Annotated in this window: 19 protein-coding genes, 1 tRNA gene and 1 pseudogene; 13 read left to right on the forward strand and 8 right to left on the reverse strand. The window is 69.0% G+C overall.

Going from position 1 to position 16,888, the window contains the following annotated elements; genetic code table 11:
- Positions 1–31: 31 nt before the first annotated feature.
- Both QRN21_RS10255 and QRN21_RS10260 read right to left on the reverse strand, forming a co-directional pair.
- Positions 32–673 carry an SDR family NAD(P)-dependent oxidoreductase gene (locus tag QRN21_RS10255; protein WP_072591710.1) on the reverse strand — a complete coding sequence of 214 codons (642 nt, stop codon included), beginning with the start codon at positions 671–673 and terminating at the stop codon, positions 32–34.
- Between the two features lie 111 nt (positions 674–784).
- Positions 785–2,224, reverse strand: coding sequence for a DUF6421 family protein (locus tag QRN21_RS10260; RefSeq protein ID WP_285363946.1), 1,440 nt, complete (start codon positions 2,222–2,224; stop codon positions 785–787).
- A 72-nt stretch (positions 2,225–2,296) separates the two neighbouring features.
- On the opposite strand from QRN21_RS10260, the gene QRN21_RS10265 reads away from it, so the two are divergent.
- Entirely contained in the window at positions 2,297–2,761 is a 465-nt protein-coding gene (locus tag QRN21_RS10265; protein WP_053097561.1) for an Lrp/AsnC family transcriptional regulator, read from the forward strand.
- Positions 2,762–2,777: 16 nt separating this feature from the next.
- Here the strand turns inward: QRN21_RS10265 and QRN21_RS10270 are convergent, their stop codons facing one another.
- Complete coding sequence (locus QRN21_RS10270) at positions 2,778–3,821, reverse strand: ArsR/SmtB family transcription factor (protein ID WP_285363947.1); 1,044 nt, start codon at positions 3,819–3,821, stop codon at positions 2,778–2,780.
- Positions 3,822–3,866: 45 nt separating this feature from the next.
- Here QRN21_RS10270 and QRN21_RS10275 point away from each other — a divergent pair, with 45 nt between their 5' ends.
- Genes QRN21_RS10275 through QRN21_RS10290 form a run of 4 tightly spaced genes read left to right on the forward strand, consistent with a single transcriptional unit; the run spans position 3,867 to position 6,266 of the window.
- Complete coding sequence (locus QRN21_RS10275; protein WP_285363949.1) at positions 3,867–4,229, forward strand: cupin domain-containing protein; 363 nt, start codon at positions 3,867–3,869, stop codon at positions 4,227–4,229.
- Positions 4,230–4,252: 23 nt separating this feature from the next.
- Positions 4,253–4,543 carry a DUF4287 domain-containing protein gene (locus QRN21_RS10280; protein ID WP_187250291.1) on the forward strand — a complete coding sequence of 97 codons (291 nt, stop codon included), beginning with the start codon at positions 4,253–4,255 and terminating at the stop codon, positions 4,541–4,543.
- 55 nt (positions 4,544–4,598) lie between these two features.
- Positions 4,599–5,243: a dihydrofolate reductase family protein gene (locus QRN21_RS10285; protein WP_285363952.1), complete on the forward strand. Its 645-nt coding sequence runs from the start codon at positions 4,599–4,601 to the stop codon at positions 5,241–5,243.
- A 45-nt stretch (positions 5,244–5,288) separates the two neighbouring features.
- Positions 5,289–6,266, forward strand: a complete 978-nt coding sequence (locus QRN21_RS10290; protein WP_053097558.1) for a 1,4-dihydroxy-2-naphthoate polyprenyltransferase — start codon at positions 5,289–5,291, stop codon at positions 6,264–6,266.
- A 30-nt stretch (positions 6,267–6,296) separates the two neighbouring features.
- Here QRN21_RS10290 and QRN21_RS10295 read toward each other — a convergent pair whose 3' ends face one another.
- Entirely contained in the window at positions 6,297–6,581 is a 285-nt protein-coding gene (locus tag QRN21_RS10295) for a DUF4229 domain-containing protein (protein ID WP_053097557.1), read from the reverse strand.
- Between the two features lie 37 nt (positions 6,582–6,618).
- Positions 6,619–7,512 carry a hypothetical protein gene (locus tag QRN21_RS10300; RefSeq protein ID WP_285363954.1) on the reverse strand — a complete coding sequence of 298 codons (894 nt, stop codon included), beginning with the start codon at positions 7,510–7,512 and terminating at the stop codon, positions 6,619–6,621.
- A gap of 153 nt (positions 7,513–7,665) precedes the next feature.
- On the opposite strand from QRN21_RS10300, the gene QRN21_RS10305 reads away from it, so the two are divergent.
- The 5 genes from QRN21_RS10305 (at position 7,666) to QRN21_RS10325 (ending at position 13,571) form a co-directional block, all read left to right on the forward strand.
- A complete protein-coding gene (locus QRN21_RS10305) occupies positions 7,666–8,646 on the forward strand; it encodes a glycosyltransferase family 2 protein (RefSeq protein WP_285363955.1) in 981 nt (326 codons plus the stop codon).
- Positions 8,643–10,001 carry a polysialyltransferase family glycosyltransferase gene (locus QRN21_RS10310; protein ID WP_285363956.1) on the forward strand — a complete coding sequence of 453 codons (1,359 nt, stop codon included), beginning with the start codon at positions 8,643–8,645 and terminating at the stop codon, positions 9,999–10,001. The genes QRN21_RS10305 and QRN21_RS10310 overlap by 4 nt, the downstream gene beginning before the upstream one ends.
- Positions 10,002–10,007: 6 nt before the next feature.
- Positions 10,008–11,225: a cytidylyltransferase domain-containing protein gene (locus QRN21_RS10315; protein WP_502883100.1), complete on the forward strand. Its 1,218-nt coding sequence runs from the start codon at positions 10,008–10,010 to the stop codon at positions 11,223–11,225.
- Between the two features lie 85 nt (positions 11,226–11,310).
- The gene (locus QRN21_RS10320; RefSeq protein WP_056279662.1) at positions 11,311–12,183 is read left to right on the forward strand and encodes an N-acetylneuraminate synthase family protein; all 873 of its coding nucleotides are present in this window, start codon (positions 11,311–11,313) and stop codon (positions 12,181–12,183) included.
- Positions 12,180–13,571, forward strand: coding sequence for a DUF6716 putative glycosyltransferase (locus QRN21_RS10325; protein WP_285363957.1), 1,392 nt, complete (start codon positions 12,180–12,182; stop codon positions 13,569–13,571). The genes QRN21_RS10320 and QRN21_RS10325 overlap by 4 nt, the downstream gene beginning before the upstream one ends.
- 34 nt (positions 13,572–13,605) lie before the next feature.
- Here QRN21_RS10325 and QRN21_RS10330 read toward each other — a convergent pair whose 3' ends face one another.
- Entirely contained in the window at positions 13,606–14,541 is a 936-nt protein-coding gene (locus QRN21_RS10330; protein WP_285363958.1) for a hypothetical protein, read from the reverse strand.
- Between the two features lie 136 nt (positions 14,542–14,677).
- Between QRN21_RS10330 and QRN21_RS10335 the strand changes: the two genes are divergently transcribed.
- Positions 14,678–14,753: transfer RNA gene (locus QRN21_RS10335), tRNA-Met, on the forward strand.
- A 28-nt stretch (positions 14,754–14,781) separates the two neighbouring features.
- Here QRN21_RS10335 and QRN21_RS10340 read toward each other — a convergent pair.
- Positions 14,782–14,952: pseudogene (locus tag QRN21_RS10340) on the reverse strand (site-specific integrase); the annotation flags it as partial.
- 231 nt (positions 14,953–15,183) lie between these two features.
- On the opposite strand from QRN21_RS10340, the gene QRN21_RS10345 reads away from it, so the two are divergent.
- Positions 15,184–15,726 (forward strand): DUF8453 domain-containing protein, encoded by a 543-nt coding sequence (locus tag QRN21_RS10345; RefSeq protein WP_285363962.1) that lies wholly within the window; start codon positions 15,184–15,186, stop codon positions 15,724–15,726.
- 12 nt (positions 15,727–15,738) lie between these two features.
- Here QRN21_RS10345 and QRN21_RS10350 read toward each other — a convergent pair whose 3' ends face one another.
- Positions 15,739–16,203 (reverse strand): hypothetical protein, encoded by a 465-nt coding sequence (locus tag QRN21_RS10350; protein ID WP_285363964.1) that lies wholly within the window; start codon positions 16,201–16,203, stop codon positions 15,739–15,741.
- Between the two features lie 489 nt (positions 16,204–16,692).
- On the opposite strand from QRN21_RS10350, the gene QRN21_RS10355 reads away from it, so the two are divergent.
- Complete coding sequence (locus QRN21_RS10355; protein ID WP_285363966.1) at positions 16,693–16,881, forward strand: hypothetical protein; 189 nt, start codon at positions 16,693–16,695, stop codon at positions 16,879–16,881.
- Positions 16,882–16,888 lie beyond the last annotated feature (7 nt).

The following is a 16,888-nucleotide window of genomic DNA, read 5'->3' on the forward strand; positions in this document are numbered from 1 at the left end:
AACGCGTCGGCAGCGGAACGGGCTGCGGCGTTCAGTCGAGCGTGATGATCCGGTCGTTGAGATCGGCGGCGTCCGCATCCCACAGTGTGAGCACCTGCGGCGCGAGTGAGTCCGGGTCCAGTGCCTTGGCGCGGAAGACGACCGATGCCGCGCGCAGGGGCTCGACGGCATCCCGCGCTGCCTTCGCGAAGCCCTGCGCCACCGCGCGCGTCCACGCCTCGCTCGCGGCCTTGACGGCGGCATAGTTCGCGCCTCCCGCCAGAGGGCGACCGACCGCTGTCGACGAGACGATCGCGAAGCGTCCGGCGTCAGAGGCCCGCAGCAGGGAGTCGAAGGCGCGGCTGGTGGCGCGCACCGCATCGAACGCGGGCATAAGCGCGTGCAGGTCGTCGTCGGTCTGTCCGGCGAGGCCCCCTCCGCCGCGCCAGCCGCCGACCAGCGGGATCACGGCGTCGATCGCCTGCAGGCGGGAAGCGAGTTCCGTCATCGACGCCAGCGAGGTCGCGTCGGCCACCTCGACCTGTGCGCCGAGTGCGTCGAGCGCGTGCAGCCGTTCTGAAGATCGGCCGGTGGCGACGACGCGCGCCCCGGCGTCGACGAGTGCTCGCGCCAGGGCGAGGCCAGACGGGCTGGTGGCTCCGGCGAGGAGGATCGTGCGGTCGGTGACGCTCATGTGCTCAACTCTCGTGAAGAAACAGTTCTGCGGCCACTCCGGGCAGGAATGGCCGCAGACGCTGCGTCCGGTCGCACCACACGATCGGACCCCAGAAATGCGCGATTCGAGTCAGTCGTCGGTGCCCCGGATGCCGACGGTCGACTCGATGACCGCCTTCATCTTCTTGTCGAGGGTCTCGAAGAACATCGACAGCGGGAACTCGTCGTCCATCACGGCATCCGTGTAACCCTTCGGCGCGCCGGCGAGGATCTCGTCCGACAACCCGCGGGCCCACTGCGATGCCGGGTGCGGCGTGAGCGTGCCGCGCACGAGGTCGTACGCGGCGAGCCAGTGCGCGACCTTCGGGCGGTCGATCGAGTGCCAGTACAGGTCGTCGATCGCGTCGCCCAGAGCCACGACGGCATCCGGCACGTTGTCCCAGTCGAAGGTGAGCGCCGTGTCGGTCCAGTGCAGCACGCCGCGCTGGTGCAGCCAGGCGAACAGCAGCTGTCCGCCGACGGCGTCGTAGTTGCGCGTGCGGGTGCCGGTGATCGAGAAGCGGAAGATCCGGTCGAAGATCACCGCGTACTGCACGAGGTGCGCGTAGTCGTGCATCTCCTGCTCGGTCTCGGTGAGCTCCTCACCCGCGGCGATGCGGGCCGCGAGGGTGCGCTCGATGTTCACCGACTCGCGGAACGCCGTCATGTCGCAGCGCATCTCCTCGAGCGAGTAGAGGAAGAACGGCATCCGCTGCTTGATCATGAACGGGTCGAAGGGCAGGTCGCCGCGCATGTGGGTGCGGTCGTGGATGATGTCCCACATGACGAAGGTCTTCTCAGCCACCTGCTGATCGTCGAGCATCGCGCTCGCGCGCAAAGGCAGGTCGAGGTTGGTGATCGCGGCAGCGGCGCGGGTGACCCGGCGGTAGCGTGCGGCCTCGCGGTCCTGGAAGATCGCGCCCCATGTGAACGAGGGGATCTCGCGCATCGCGACGGTCTCGGGGAACAGCACGGCCGAGTTGGTGTCGTAGCCGGGCGTGAAGTCGACCAGACGCAGCGAGACGAACAGCTTGTTGCCGTAGTCGCCGGCCTCGAGGGCGGCGATGAACTCGGGCCAGATCGTCTCGACGATCAGCGCCTCGACGAGTCGGTCGCTCGATCCGTTCTGCGTGTACATCGGGAAGACGACCAGGTGGCGGATGCCGTCGACGCGGTGCTGCTGCGGCTGGAACGCCAGGAGCGAGTCGAGGAAGTCCGGCACGCCGAAGCCCTCCGAGACCCAGCGGTCGAAGTCGACGACGGAGGCGGCGAGGTACTCGGCGTCGTGCGGGAAGGCGGGAGCGAGTGCGCGGATGCCGGCGGTGATCGCGGCGACGAGGTCGCGCGCCGCGGCGTGGTGCGCGGCATCCGGGATCGATCCGTCCTTGATCTGCATCTCGCGGATCGCGATCGCGGCGTCCTTGAGCTGAGCCCAGGCGACGCTCTGCTCGGCGATCGATGCGTCCTCGACGACCTCGGGTTCGCCGACGATGGCCTGAACAGCGGTGCTGTGGGCAGAAATGATGGACATCGGGACCTCCGATCGGAGAGTTTGACGGAAAGATTCCGGCATATACGGAATCCTGACGATAATATTACATCTATGGATGACTCTGTCGACCGCGCGATCCTGGCCGAGATCTCACGAGACGGCCGTGCGACACTGTCCCAGTTGTCCGATGCTGTCGGCCTCTCCGTGTCGGCCGTGCAGTCACGTCTGCGTCGCCTCGAGACGCGCGGGATCATCACCGGCTACCGCGCGATCCTCGACCCCGAACTCGTCGGCACGCCCCTGTCCGCCTTCATCGAGATCACGCCGCTCGACCCGGCGCAGCCCGACAACGCCCCCGAGCTTCTCGAACACCTCGACGCGATCGAGGCGTGCCACTCGATCGCGGGAGACGCCAGCTACATGCTGTTCGTGCGGGTCGCCTCGCCCCGCGCGCTGGAAGAGCTCGTGCGCGACATCCGGCTGGCCGCGAACGTGAGCACCCGCACCACGGTCGTGCTGCAGACCTACTACGAGCACCGGCCGATCATCTCGGTCGCGCCGGACGCATCCGCATAGCGCGGACGCGCGGTGCTCACAGGGCGGCGCCGACCATCGCCTCGCCGAGGGGCGTGCGCAGATGCAGCATCCTCGCGCCGTCGCGCTCGCTCGAGATCAGTCCTGCGTCGCGCAGCACGGTGAGGTGGTGGGATGCGGTCGACACCGCGATTCCCGCGTCCTGAGCGACCTGCGAGGTCGTGCGGGACGTGCCGGCTCCCAGGAGGATGCCGGCGCGAGCGGGGCCGAGGAGGGCGCCCAGCGCCCCGGAGATCTCGGCGGCGTCCCTCGACCAGCCGGCGGTCACCCCGCGCGCCGGGTAGAACAGCGTGGGTTGCGCCGGCGGCTCGGTGAGCACCATGCACCCCCATGTCGACATCACCGACGGAACGAGCACCAGCCCGCTTCCGTGGCAGTCGACGACCTCGCTGTGGCGGCGCAGCGAGACGCGCACGGCCCCGTCGCCCCAGGTCACCTTCGGGTGGAGACCCCCGGCCATCTCTCTGATCCCCGACGTGGCGATCACTCGCGATCGGACCGCGATGTCGGCTCGCAGCAGCCGATCCAGCTGCGGCCAGACCGGCGCCAGTGCGGCATCCCACATCTCCGACCAGGCGTCTGCGATCATCGCCCGCGCTCGTTCGGGCTGCTGCTGCATGTCGCGCAGTGCGCGTCGGCGAGCGCCGGTCGAGCGGATGACCATCTTGCCGAGGTCGACGCGCAGTGGATCGAGGGGTGCGCTGCGCAGCGCCGACAGCTCGGTCTCCGGTGTCATGTCCCATGCGGGGGCGGTCGTGAAGAAGTCGGGAAGATAGCCGTCATCGCCGACGACGACGGCGAGCAGGCGGAAGCTCTCGCGAGGCAGCCGATCGCGCACGGCGCGCAGCCATCCCCACTGCAGGGGGTGCTGGGCCGGCCGCAGCAGCACGCGCACGGCGTGGGCGAGCTCATGCCCGGGGGATATGCCGAATCGCACCGCCTGGATGTCTCCGGGGCTCAGAAGGAACTCCACGCGGTGGTCGGGATGCTCGACGCCCTCGCGTGGCGTGCCGGCACCTGCGACGACAGAGTTTCGATCCACATCGAAACTCTAGGTCGTTCATCACGGCCTGTCGAGACTGGGCTCATGAACACCACGTCATCTGCTCTCGCAGCCGTCGCCGCAGCGGACATCCGCATCGGAACCGGGAACAGCCGACGCTTCGTCGGCGCGGATCACGGTGCGGCCATCTCCTACTTCTTCGTCGAGAATCAGCCCGGCGACGGGCCCGGGCTGCACTGGCATCCCTACCCCGAGACGTGGGTGGTGCTCGAAGGCACGGCGCGCATCACGGTGGGCGCGGACACGATCGTCGCCTCCGCCGGTGACACGGCCACGGGCCCGGCCTTCGTGCCACACTCCTTCACGAACATCGGTCGCGGAACGCTGCGCCTCATCGGCATCCATGCGTCCGCCACGATCATCCAGACCTTCCTCTCCGAGGACTGACCAACGACACATCAGGAGCACCCATGTCCTTCCAGGCATACCTCGACAAGGTCGAGACGCAGACCGGCCTCACCCCGCGGCAGTTCATCGAACTGGCGAAGGAGCAGGGCTTCGACGAGACGACCAAGTCCACCGTCGTCCTCAACTGGCTCAAGCAGGACTACGGCCTCGGGCACGGGCATGCCCAGGCGATGGTCCACGTGATCCTCAAGGGGCCGAAGATCAGCGACAAGCACGTCGGCAAGGGCGGCGCGCACGGCGATGCGTCCGACACCCTCTGGCTCGACGGCAAGGACAGCAACCCCGACGGCTGATCCCGCCCGCCACCGCACGACCGAGAACACCCAGAACACCGCACCGAGGAGCCACATGGCAGTCCGCGTCGATCTCAACGTCTCCCTCGACGGATTCGCGACGACCACCGACCAATCACCCGAGAATCCGTTCGGCGAGGACTGGTCTCGTCTGGTCGCGGCGTATACCGCGACGCGGACGTTCCGCAGCCGCGTGCTCGGCGACACGTCCGGTGCCGGCACGACCGGCGTCGACGAGAGATACGCCCAGGAGTACTTCGAGGGCGTCGGCGCCGAGATCATGGGTGCCGGGATGTTCGGTCTGCACCAGAACCCCGATGACACAGAGTGGCGCGGATGGTGGGGCGACGAGCCGCCGTTCGAGGTGCCGGTCTTCGTGCTCACGCATGCACGGCGCGAGCCGATCGAGTTCGCCAACGGGACCGTCTTCCACTTCCTCGAGACGACCCCGGAGGAGGCGCTCGCCCGGGCTGCCGCGGTGGCCGGCGACCGGGACGTGCGCGTCGGCGGCGGCATCGACGTCGTGCGGCAGTTCCTGCGCGCGGGCCTGGTCGACCGGCTGCACCTTGCGGTCAACCCGCTCGTGATCGGCAGCGGGCAGCGCATCTGGGACGGACTGCGCGGCATCGAGAACGACTACGAGCTGCGTTCCGAGGTGGCCGAGAGCGGTGTCATCCATCTGAACTTCCGCCGAGACTGAGGCGCAGAGGGGGCGTCCATCGGCGCCCCCAGTAGGATTCCCTGCGTGGCAGCATCCTCGAAGCGCAAGAAGAATCAGCCCCGTGTGAGCGGCAATCCCGCGAAGCGGGCGAGCGGCAATCCGGCGACCCAGACCGCCATCGACGCCGGGCCCGTCACAGTCCGCGACTGGATCGGCGCCGCACGGCTGCGCACTCTGCCGCTCGCCGTCGCCCCCGTCGTCATCGGCACCGGCGCCGCACGCAGCACCGGTCCGGAGTTCCACTGGGTGATCGCGCTCGCGTGCCTCGCGGTCGCCGTGCTGCTGCAGGTCGGCGTCAACTTCGCGAACGACTACAGCGACGGCATCCGGGGCACCGATGCCGTGCGCGTCGGCCCGGCCCGCCTGACGGCATCCGGTCGGGTGAAGCCCCGCACCGTGCTCGTCGCCGCGTTGGTCTTCTTCGCGCTCGCTGCGGCGGTCGGCGTCGCGATCGTGGTCCGCACCGAGCAGTGGTGGATGCTGGCCATCGGCGCCGCGTGCATCATCGCCGCGTGGTTCTACACCGGCGGCAAGAGGCCCTACGGGTACAACGCTCTCGGCGAGGTGTTCGTCTTCATTTTCTTCGGCCTCGTCGCGACGCTCGGCACGACGTGGGTGCAGGCGTTCGAACTGCCCCAGCAGGCGTGGCTCGGGGCGATCGCGGCGGGCCTCTTCGCCTGCGCCGTGCTCCTCGCCAACAACCTGCGCGACATCGATCAGGATCGCCTGGTCGGCAAGCGCACGCTGACGGTGCTGATCGGCAAGCGCGCGACCCAGGTGCTCTTCACGCTGTTCGTGATCGTGCCCTTCGGCATCCTCGCGTTCATCGCGCTGCTGTACCCGATCGCGTGGATCGGGCTGCTCGCGCTGCTCGCCGGGCTCCCGGCCATCCTGATCGTCTGGACCTATCGTCAGGCGAAGGAGCTCGTCACGGCCCTGGCGCTGACATCGCTGACCGCACTCCTCTATGCCGGTGCGTTCTTCTGGGCCCTCGCCGGCTGAGACGCCGATCGAACCGGCTGGCGCTGTGCGTCAGGCCCTCTCGGCGCCGTCGATCGCGTCGTCCTCGACGTCGGCGTCCTTCTGCGCGGCGGAGCTCTTGCCTTCGCGGCGCTCGACGATCCGGGCCGAGGCGTCGGTGAGCGGCCGGCGCAGGAACAGCATCGAGATGCTCACGCCGATGAGCGCGGCGAAGATCGCGGCGAGCCACCAGTACTCGCGGAAGATCGGGAAGAAGAACCACATGATCGCCAGCGGCACGAGGAAGGCCAGCAGACGCAGCACGGTGTAGACGAGGAAAGGTGCACGGTTCTTCACCTGCCCAGTCTACGTTCGCGACCTGAGGTGTCAGCTGTCAGCCGTCGATGCCCAGCGTCCGGAACGGGATGCCGCGCACGACGCGCTTCCACGGGTGCTCGCCGAGCGACCACAGCAGCTTCTCGTCGAGGTCGAGCGCGAGGTCCTCGCAGCCGACGGGCAGCGGCACCCGGTCGCGTGCCAGCGAATCGCGGTTCCCCGTCCACAGGACGCCGGGTCGCATGTGATCCGACTGCGAGACGAAGTGCCGGTCACCCCAGCGGACGGCGCCCTGCATGTGCGTGATCCCTGGCGAGAAACGGCTGATCTCACGGAACTCGTCGCCATCGTCGTCCGGCACGGAGAACTCGCCGATGCGTCCCTCGTCGTCGCGGGTGTACTCGCCGATGAGCACCCTCCGCAGGGGCACTCCCTCGTCGTCGTAGACGCGGCCGAGGTACGAGCAGCGGAGGTCGAGCGGGTGCACGCGGGTGCGCACCGCGACGAGCGCGGTGGCCCGCAGACCGCGTCCCCGCGCGCCGGCGAGGCGTCGCGCCTCCGGGCCGCGGACGCGCCGGATATCGGCGAGGTCGAACTCCCAGATGCCACGGCCGGTGGCTGCGACGAACAGGCGGTCGTCGAACCACGCGAGTCCGCCGGCGTGGATCCGGGCGGGCTGGAGCTCGCCGTCCTCGTCGATCGCGAGCAGCACGTCGAGATGTCGGGAGCGCTCGAGGTCGACGAACGCGACCCGCGATGCCAGGTGGTGTCCGTCGAGCTGCTGCCGGAACCAGCTCACGGCGAGAGTCCGACGCCCCTGCCACAGGCCCAGGTCGATGCCCTGCGGGTACCAGCGGCGGGTCCAGGTGCGGGCGCTCAGCCACCGCAGGTCGACCGTGCTGCGGCGCTTCTGCCGCACCGGGCGCCACGTCGTTCCGAACGGCCAGAGCATGCTCCCATCGTCGCCGATCCCCGGGCGCGGTGCGAATCCGGCATCGCCACGCCGGGGTCGACCGAGATCACGTCACCGCGCGTTCACCCGCAGGCCGCCGACCGGCAAGGAGCGCCTGAGAGCATTCCGACACCGTCGACCCGGGGGAGTTCTGTGCGCACACCGCTCGTGACCGTCATCCTGCCCGCCAAGGACGCAGGCGCCTACATCGGCACGACGCTCGAGACGCTGACACGGCAGTTCGACGATCCCGCCGCGCTCAAGCTGGTGGCGATCGACGACGGCTCCCGTGATGACACCGGCATGCTCATGCGACGTTACGCCGAGCGCTTCCCGCACGCCGAGGTCATCGTCAACGCCCGGCCGAAGGGGCTCGCGAGCGCCCGCAATCAGGGGCTCGAGCGGGTCGACGGCGACGCGTTCTGCTTTCTCGACGGCGACGACTGGATGCAGCCGGGGCGGCTCTCGGTGCTGGTGCGCCGACTGCATGAGCTGCGCTGCGACATGCTCCGCACCGATCACGTCACGGTGAAGGACGGCGTGCGCACCCTGGTGCCGGCGCCTCACCCGTGGCGCGAGGCGGTCGGCTCTCCGCGCGACGCGATCCTGCCCGAGAACGAGCCGACCATGGTCGACTATCCGTTCGCGTGGGCCGGCGTCCTGCACCGTCGCCTGATCGACGAGGGAATCGCGGGGTTCACACCCGGCCTGTTCACCGCCGAGGATCGTCCGTGGATCTGGCGTCTGCATCTGCTGGCCCGGTCGTTCGCGGTGGTCGACGCTCCTGCCCTGCTCTACCGCCGGGGGGTGTCGACATCGCTCACCCAGGTGCGCGACCGCCGCCAACTGGACTTCGTGCGGGCGATGGGCGAGGTGCTCGACATCGTCGAGGCGGATGCCGAGGCCGACCGATTCCTCCCGAAGGCGGTGTGGAGCGTGATGGCCCTCTCGTCCCGGCACCTGGTGCGATCGAGGCGGATGACGCCGTCGCTGCGCGCCGAGATGCGCGCGGGCCTCCGCGGGCTGCTGGCCCGCCTGCCCCAGAGTGAGACCACGGCCGTGCTGTCGCGCCTCGACGGGCCGCGTCGCCGAGTGCTCGCCCCGCTGCTGCGTGCGGTCGGACGTGCGGCATGACCCAGCTCTTCGCGGTGCACAGCGCCTATGGGCTCGCCACCGTCGCCGCCGCGCTCGACGGCGGGCTGCTCGGCGAGCATGGCGAGCGCGTGCTCGTGCCGTTCGTGTCCTCGCGGGTGCCCGAGACGTCCGTGGGCATCGTCGCCGACCCGGCGCTCGCGAGCCTCCGCGACCGGTTCGACCGGATCGAGGATCTCGACGCGCTGCTCGGTCCGCTGCATCCGAGCTCCTGGAAGCCGGATGCCGGCGACCTGCCGCTGCTGCGGCGACTGCTGACGAGGGCATGGGGGATCGACCCCGGCGACCTCGAACTGCTCGTGCAGAGCCCGCAGGTCGCCCCGGCGCGCGTCCTGATGCAGATCTTCCCTCATGCGCGTCTCACGATCATCGGCGACGGGCTCATGACGTACTCGCCGATGCGGGTGCGGATGCCGCACACGATCACCGCTCGGATCGGCCGCGTCGTGCACGTCGACGTGGTGCCGGGGGTCACACCGCTGGTGGGTTCGCCCGTCGCGACGCCGGTGCCGGTCTCACCCGATCTGTTCCGGGCGGTGCTCGCCGAGACCGCCGAGGCGGTCGACGACACGGCGGAGCTCGAGAGCGCGCTCGACGGAGAGCCGACAGTGCTCGTCCTCGGCCAGTACCTGTCCGCCCTCGGCCTGGTCGGCGAGCGCGAGGAGATCGCGCTGCAGAAGGAGATGATCGATCGTGCGGCCGGCCGGCGACCACAGCACATCGTCTTCAAGCCGCACCCGTCGGCGCCGCCTCGGCTCAGCGACGCGCTGCGCGACCGAGCAGCGGTCCACGGCATCGACTTCCGCGAGTACCGCGGCGCGCTCGCCGCAGAGGCGCTGGCCGAGCGGGTCGATGCCAGGGCCGTCATCGCCGGGTTCTCGACGGCGCTGCCGACCGTCCAGGCCCTGTTCGGTCGAGAGATCGAGGCGGTGGGCACCGACACCGTGCTCGCACGTCTGACTCCGTACGAGAACAGCAACCGGGTGCCTGCGACGATCGTGGACGCGCTGACCAGGCCGGACTCCCCGTATCGCGATCCGGCGCGCATGCAGCTCCTGATCGACGCGGTCGGCTACGTCATGCAGCCCGTCGTCGCCGCGCACCTCCGCGATCGTGCCGAGCAGCTGCTCTCCGGCATCCGCCCGTCCGATCGCGATCGCTACTTCGCGCCCGAGAGGCTGATCGAACTGCGGTTGCCCGGGGCGCCGCGCGAGACGGCGATCCGTCGCGTGCTGCGCCCGGTGGGCGGCATCGGTCGAGTCGAGCAGGTGCGGCTCACCGTGCTCGCCGCGCGGCGCAGACTCTCGCGTGCCTGGCGCGTGCTCAGAGGGCGATGACGGACGATGACGGGCGATGACGGCGAGGGGACGAGCGGCATGATCGAGCAGCAGCAGCAGCAGAGGACGGATGCCGGCACGGTCGTCGCGATCATCCCGGCACGTGGCGGGTCGAAGGGCGTGCCGCGCAAGAACCTGCGCCGTGTGGGCGGTGTGCCTCTCATCGAACGCGCCGTGCGCACGGCGCTGGAGGCCGAGGGCATCGACCTCGTGGTGGTGTCGACCGACGACGACGAGATCGCGGCGGTGAGCGAGGCGGCCGGGGCGCGAGTCGTGCGGCGACCGACCGCGATCTCCGGCGACACGGCGTCGTCGGAGTCGGCCATCCTGCATGCTCTCGACGAGCTCGCCGCCGGGGGAGACCGGGCTGACGTGGTGGCCTTCCTGCAGGCGACATCGCCGTTCATCCCGCGCGAGGCCCTGTCTCGTGCCGTGCGCGAGGTGAGCGCGCGTCGGGCGGACAGCGTGTTCGCGGCCCATGAGACTTACGGATTCCTCTGGGCACGCAGCGCGGATGCCGACGCAGCCGTCGCACTCAACCACGACGCCGCGCGTCGCCCGCGTCGCCAGGATCGCGAGCCGCACTACCTCGAGACGGGCGCGTTCTACGTCTTCCGCGCTGACGGCTTCCGTGAGGCGGAGCACCGCTTCTTCGGCCGCATCCGCGTCGCCGAGGTGCCCGAATGGACGGCGATCGAGATCGACGACGAGCAGCAGCTCCGCATCGCCCGAGCGCTCGCCGCCCTTCACGAGAGCCCGGACCGGGTGCCGGTGCGAGCGATCGTGACCGACTTCGACGGCGTGCACACCGACGACACGGCGACGGTCGACGCCGACGGCATCGAACGGGTGCGGGTGAGCCGGGAAGACGGCATGGGGGTGTCGCTGCTGCGGCGGGCCGGCATCCCGATGCTGATCCTCTCCACCGAGGTCAACGCGGTGGTGCGGGCTCGGGCCGACAAGCTGCGCGTTCCGGTGCTGCACGGCATCGACGACAAGGAGTCCGCGCTGCGCGGGTGGGCCGAGGAGGTCGGCATCGCGCTGGCCGACATCGCGTACCTGGGCAACGACGTGAACGACCTGCCGGCGCTGCGCATCGTCGGCTGGCCGGTGGCGGTGGCCGACGCGCATCCGCTGGTGCTCGAGGCCGCCAGGGTCGTGCTCACGCGCCGGGGCGGCCACGGCGCCGTCCGCGAGCTGATCGAACGGGTGTTGCCCGCCTGACCGGTGCCGGTAACCCTCCTGTCGTTCGGCGTTCACCCCCGGCGCGTACTCAGGAGAGAAGGCCATTTCGACGACCGGAGGAACCATGACTGTCAGCATCGGCTCACGCGTAATCGGCGGCGGTCACCCCGCCTATGTCATCGCGGAGATCGGCCTCAACCACAACGGCGACGTCGACCTCGCCAAGCGCCTGATCGACGTCGCGGCGAAGGCGGGAGCCGACGCCGTGAAGTTCCAGAAGCGCACCCCCGAGATCTCCACCCCCGAGCACATGCGCGATGTTCCGCGCGAGACGCCATGGGGCACCATGAGCTACCTCGACTACCGCCGCCGCGTCGAGTTCGGCCGTGACGAGTACATCGCGATCGGCGATCACGCCACGATGCTCGGGCTCGACTGGTTCGCGTCGCCGTGGGACGTGCCGAGCGTCGCCTTCCTCGAAGACCTCAATGTCGTGGCGCACAAGGTCGCCTCCGCGAGCCTGACCGACACCGAGCTGCTCGTCGCGCTGCGCGAGACCGGCAAGCCCGTCATCCTCTCCACCGGCATGTCGACGATCGAGCAGATCGACCGCGCCCTCACGACCCTCGGCACCGACCGGGTGGTGCTGATGCACGCCACCTCGACGTATCCGCTCGAGCCCGAAGAGGCCAACCTGCGCGCGATCGCCACCCTGCGCGACCGCTACCCCGGTGTTCCGGTCGGATACTCGGGCCACGAGCGGGGGCTGCAGATCTCGCTCGCCGCCGTCGCGATCGGAGCGGTGGCCGTCGAACGCCACATCACGCTCGACCGCACGATGTGGGGCTCCGACCATGCGGCATCCCTCGAACCCACCGGACTCGAGCACCTCGTGCGCGACATCCGCGTGATCGAGATGGCTCTGGGCGACGGCGTCAAGCGCGTGTTCGACAGTGAGCGGGCGCCGATGGCCAAGCTGCGCCGCATCCCGGCATGAGCGGATCCGGCTCGCTGCGGGTCGTCGCGATCGCCGACGCCGACTCGTTCGTGAAATGGTCGGCGTCGCTGCTCGGCAGCGTGCCCGGCATCCGTCCGCACCTGCTGCTCGTGCAGACGCCGCTGACCGCCAGCCTCGACCAGCAGCGGAGTGCGCTGGCGGGCACGGGGATGCTGTCCGACGATGTGACCCGCCTGTCCTTCGCGCGCGTGAGCGCCTGGCTCGAGGGGCAGCGTCCTGACGTCGTGCTGCTCGCCGGCCGCGGCCCGTTCGTGCGCCTGTTGGGCCGGGTCGTCGACGGGCTCACCGTGCGACCGGTCGTCGTCGCCGGACTTCCGGGCATGGCCGTTCCCGCGCAGCGCGGTGCCCTCGAGTACCGGCGGAACGCAGATCTGCTCGTCGTGCACTCGCATCGGGAGGAGCGCGCGTTCGCCGAGCTCGGTCGCCGGATCGGCGTGCAGGTGCCGACGGCACTCGCGACCCTGCCGTTCGCGAGATCCCGATCGCGGATGGTGGCGGCTGATCGGGCACGGGTGATCGCGGCCGAGTCCGGAGGATCGTCCGGAACCCTCGTCGCCGAGAGGCCGGCCAAGCCCCGGGCGGTGCGGATGCCGGCGACCGACATCGTGTTCGCGGCCCAGGCCCTCGTGCCCACCGACCGGGAGGAGCGGGCCGAGATCGCGGCCACCCTCGTGCGCGCGGCCGAAGCGGACCCGAACCGCCGTGTGGTGGTCAAGCTGCGGTCGCGGCCCGGTGAGTCGGAGACGCATCTCGAACGCGACGCGTACCTCGATCTGCTCCCTGCGAGGCGTCCGGAGAACCTCGTCGTCTCGTACGGATCCATGGCACAGGCGCTGTCGACGGCGGCCGGACTCGTCACGGTCAGCTCCACCGCGGCGGTCGAGGCGGTGGCGCAGGGGGTGCCCGTGATCGCCCTCGACTCGTTCGGAGTGAGCAAGAGCCTGTTGAACACGGTGTTCGTCGGCAGCGGTCTGCTGGGCGGGCGCAGTGAGGTCGTGGCCGGGCGCTTCCGGCATCCGCACCCCGTCTGGCTGCGTGACAACTACTTCCACCCCTCGGCCGAGTCGACCTGGTGGGAGCACGTCGAACAGCTCGTCGCGCTGCGCCGCGCCGGGGGACTCCCGGCGAAGCGCGTGCCGGCGGCCCGCGGTGGCGCAATGCACGAGGCGTGGCATCGCGCGAGTGTGCTCGGGGCGAACGACCGCACACTCCGCGGAACCGCGGCGCTCGCCGTCGGCGTGCCTGCCACGGCGCTGCTCGGCGCTCTGCGGCGGGGTCGATCGTCGGCGGGCGGCGGCACCTGGGCCGACGCGTCGACCGATTTCACGCTCGAGCCGAACCCCTTCCACGACTCGATCCGGCGCTGAGGGCGCTGCCGACCCCTCACACGGCTGAGTGCCCTCACGCGGCGGACGGTCGAGGCGCGGCGATCGACGGCGGGTTCGGGTCGTTCCACCGCTGGAAGGTCTGCACCCACCAGAACGTGGCGAACAGGATCAGTGCGACGGCCTCGCCGATCAGCACGACCGGAGTCTCACCGAAGGCCTGACGGAAGAGCAGCGCCACCACCAGCAGCACGAGGTCGGCGATCATCAGCCCCGAGATCCACCGATAGATCGTGCGCTGTCGGGGCGTGGGCGGCGTCTCGGCCGGGTCGAGCGGCCCGCCCGCGTAGAGGATCGGGACGGCTGCGAACACTCCGAAGAACAACAGGGTCGCTGCGAAGTGGATGCTGTTGACCGGCCAGAAGTTGAACGGGAAGTGCTCGTTGACCGCCGGAGCGAATGCGAGCGCCACGACCACGACCGCGGTCACGAGCGCGATGATCGAGACTCGCGTCGCCGAGCGATTCGGGGTGCGGGTGCGGCGACGGATCAGCGCCATCGTGACCACGACCGCCACGACCACCACGGCGTAGACGGCGATTCCCGCTTTCGCGCTTGCGACGGCGTCGGCGGGGATGCACTCCTGCGCCGTCGGGCACGACATCCGGTCGACCGCGCGCGGATCGGCGATGCCCACGGGAACGATCGCGATGAGCGGCGCGAACACCGCGCACACGTCGAGCAGGGTCGTCGCGCGACTGCGTCCCGAGAGCGCGAGCAGGGCCACGGATGCCGCGATCAGGGTGCCGACGAAGACGTCGCGGACCGGTGTGTAGAAGGCGTGGCTGATCGAGGGCAGCGGGTTCCAGCCGAAGATCAGGGGTGTCCACGACACGACGATGCTCTGCAACACGACAGCGAAGATCAGCGCGACGACGATGAGAACCAGCGCCAGACGCAGGTAGCGATGCGTCTTCTGTCCGGTCGTGACGGGGGCGTCTGCGGCTGCCATGATCGTGACGGTACACCGCCGGGCCGACGCCGACGTGTGACGCCCCGCGACGGTCCTTGTCATGCGCGGACTCACTCTGTCAATCCCCGCAACGTTCCTGGTCTTCCCGGTCGGGGCCGGGTAGCGTCATTCCCATCGCGGCGATCCGGGCGGTCCCGGGCCTCAGCTCATACCTGATGGCGTTGCGGGTTCGACTCCCGCCGTCGCGTCCACTTCGGAAGCCCCGCAATCCCCGAGAAATCAGGGCTTGCGGGGCTTTCCTGTTGCTCCGCCGATGCTCGGTGACAACACTTTGGCAACACTCGACGCTGCCCGGGCCTGATGGAGGGCATCTGAGACGGCGGTCAGGTCGTCGTCGAACAGGTCGGCGTACACGTCAAGAGTCATGGCCGCGGACTTGTGCCCGAGCAGGACCACGGTCGCGCTCTTCGGCTGCGATGCCATGCCGGCGTGCTAATCGCGCTGCTCACGGAGCTCCTGGGCACCGTCTCGTCTCAGCCGACGGCGACACGCCCAGCTGACACCAGATGCACCACATGCCCACCGTGGCCGGACTACCCGGACACGGTGGGCATCTGCCGCATGGGGCAGATAGGTCGACTCCGGGATCGGTACGGGCTGAACGCCGCTACGATCTGAGCCATGCCGCCGACTCCAGCCCCCTCGGATCCGTGGATCGTCGTTGACTCACCGTTGGTCGTGTTCCCTGATGGGTCGTGGGGTGTGCTGATTAGCGTCGTCGCTCTGATCGTGTCTGGCGTCTCGCTCTGGCATACGTTGAGCGCGAGGCCGCGGGTGCACGCGTTCGTCGTACGCAGATATCTTCCGTTCGAGGACACGGCGCACACGACCGGCGACGAGGTCGTGATCACAAACCTTGGCCGCACGGCGGCTGTGATCTACGACGTAAGCGCAATCACCAAAGATGACGAGTACCTGCGCAGCGCGAGCATGCGCCGTGGATACGACTCGGAGCTGATCCCGTTCCCTGATCTCCCGAAGAGTCTCGCGCCTGGCGATGTTTTCACGGCATGGTTCTCGGTCAGCCTCGCGGGAGAAGCGGCCGGCCGAGACTTCGGATACGTAGTGACCTACGCCAACACCTCAACGCGTTCGAAGTCCCGCGAGGAGTTCGCCGAACTCGTAGTCAAGGCGACTCATACTCCGCCGCCACACCGAGGCTGAGCAGAGGCAAATTCAAATTCCGAAGTTCAAGCGTCTCAATGGGTTGGGATAGGGCGGGAACTCGTACGTGGGGTCGAGCTCTTTGAGGCGATCCTGCCAGTACTCGGCACCCATCATCGCGAACGTCTGACGGATTTCGTGCTGCATGAACCGGTCATGCGCGGGACCGGACGTAATCCCACCCCCGCCGTCGACGAACGCCATGAGTGCGAGGTTGTACGTGCTGTAGAACCGGTAGCGTTCCTCGACCCACATATCGACACAGCGTCGGACCTTCCTGATGTTCGACTCGCCGCGAGCGCGCTCGTGTTCAGCGTTGACCCACTTCGGGTAGAACGCTTCGAGCTTGGCGTGTGTAACCGGGGTCAGCTTGAACCAGACGAGACGCCCGGCGAAGAACAGGACGCCGGCGACACCGACGCAGAACATCACCCAGCCGGTGACTTGCAGCCACGGCCATGTCGAAGTGATCGGCACACTACCTGCACCCGCGATCGCCGCGAAGGTCGTGAACCATGCTGGGTTCACTTCTCGAGGCCGGAGCCACCGTCGGATCATTCGTTTCGACATGGCGACAATCTAGCGGCCGGGGGTGCCCAAAAAACCAGCGATCGGAGGGCTGAGGGGGACCACCACCGGGAGGTGGTCCTCTCTCCCCGCAAGTGAGACAGGGTAGGGGGTCGCGCGCGCGAGGCCAGGTTCACGCTGTGCACTCTCATCGGTGACAACACCGTGACAACAGAACTGGTGAGCGGGGTCAACTCAAATCCACTGTGGTGACCGAGAAGTCTCGATTTTACGCGGTTCTGTTAGCCCGGCCACGTCATTCCGCGGGCGTGCGTAGGGTTCGACTCCCGCCGTCGCGTCCACTTCACCGGTGACGCAGTCAGTTCTCGCCGGCCGATTGACGGTAATAACCGTGTGCCGCTGATAGCTCATGTCAGTGGCCCATGACATCCTGTTCCCATGACCCCGGAACCGATCGTCAACGTGCTTTCGCCGACCGACCTCGAGTCTCGGCGCCGCGAGCTGCTGAGCTCCGTCGGATTCTCTCTCTACGATCTGCGAGATCGTGCGCATGAGTATGTGCTCTCGATCGACGAACTCGAAGTCCTCCGTGAGCTCGAGCGCCTAGAGTTTCTCTCCGGTAACTAGTCGACGA

Origin of the sequence: Microbacterium sp. LMC-P-041, from assembly GCF_030209555.1 — a bacterium.
Lineage (GTDB): Bacteria > Actinomycetota > Actinomycetes > Actinomycetales > Microbacteriaceae > Microbacterium.